The organism is Streptomyces sp. NPDC006265 (assembly GCF_040613555.1).
Classification (GTDB): Bacteria; Actinomycetota; Actinomycetes; order Streptomycetales; family Streptomycetaceae; genus Streptomyces.
Window position 1 is genome coordinate 1 of sequence record NZ_JBEXSH010000592.1, and the last position, 963, is coordinate 963.

Annotated in this window: 1 protein-coding gene; it reads right to left on the reverse strand. The window is 72.8% G+C overall.

Annotated elements, in window-relative coordinates:
• Positions 1-963 (reverse strand): metallophosphoesterase (locus ABZ281_RS34740; protein WP_356662044.1); only part of this gene is annotated, 963 nt, incomplete at both ends.

A 963-nucleotide genomic window follows, 5' to 3' on the forward strand; every position in this document is an offset into this window, starting at 1 on the left:
GTCCGCTGCCGCCGGTGGAGCCCTCGATGCGGAGCCGGGTGCCGTACGGCAGGTCCTCCATCTCGTCGTGGTGGAGGTGGCCGGCCAGGACGAGGGGGGCCTCGCCGTCGACCTCGCGGGCGGCGGAGGGCTCGTGGGCGACGGCGATGTCCACCGGGGTGCCCGCGGTGCTCTGGTCGCGCAAGGCCGTGGCCAGGCGGGCGCCGGCCAGTTCCTGGGACTGCTCGGCGCCGGGCCGCTGGGAGCGGTCGGGGGTGAACTGGGGGTCGCCGATGCCCGCGAAGCGCAGGCCCTTGATCGTCTGTGCCTTTCCGTCGTCCAGGACGTGGACGTTCTTCAGGTCCTCCATGTAGCGCTGGGTGATCACCGAGTCGTGGTTGCCGCGGACCCAGACGTAGGGGGCCCCGAGGTCCTCGATGGGGTCCAGGAAGCCGTTCTCTGCGGCCGTGCCGTGGTCCATCGTGTCGCCGGAGTCGACGATGACGTCGACCTTGTACTGCTCCACGAGCGAGGCGATGATCTTCCAGCTCGCCGGGTTGAGGTGGATGTCGGAGACGTGCAGGACCCGGATCGTGGAGGGGTCGGGCGCGTAGGCGGGCAGCGTCGAGGTGGCGTCGTAGAGCTTGGTCACGTTGGTGACCAGGCGGGCCAACTCCTTCTGGTAGACGTCGAATTCCGTGACGATGCTGCGCGCGTTGCCGACCAGGGAGGGGGCCGAGGTGAGCAGGCCGGAGAACCTGGGCTCCAGGACGGCATCAGGGCGCCAGGTGGCGTACGCGGTGCCGCCCGAGGCGGCGAGGAGGGCGAGGGCGAGGCCGCCGGCGGCCAGGGCGCGGCGCGGACGGCGGTAGACGGCGAGGCCGAGGGCGGTGGCACCGGCGACGACGGCGACACCGGAGCGCACGGCCAGGTGTGCAGGGCGGGTGGGCGCAGGCCGGACGGCAGGGCGGCGATGCCGCGCGG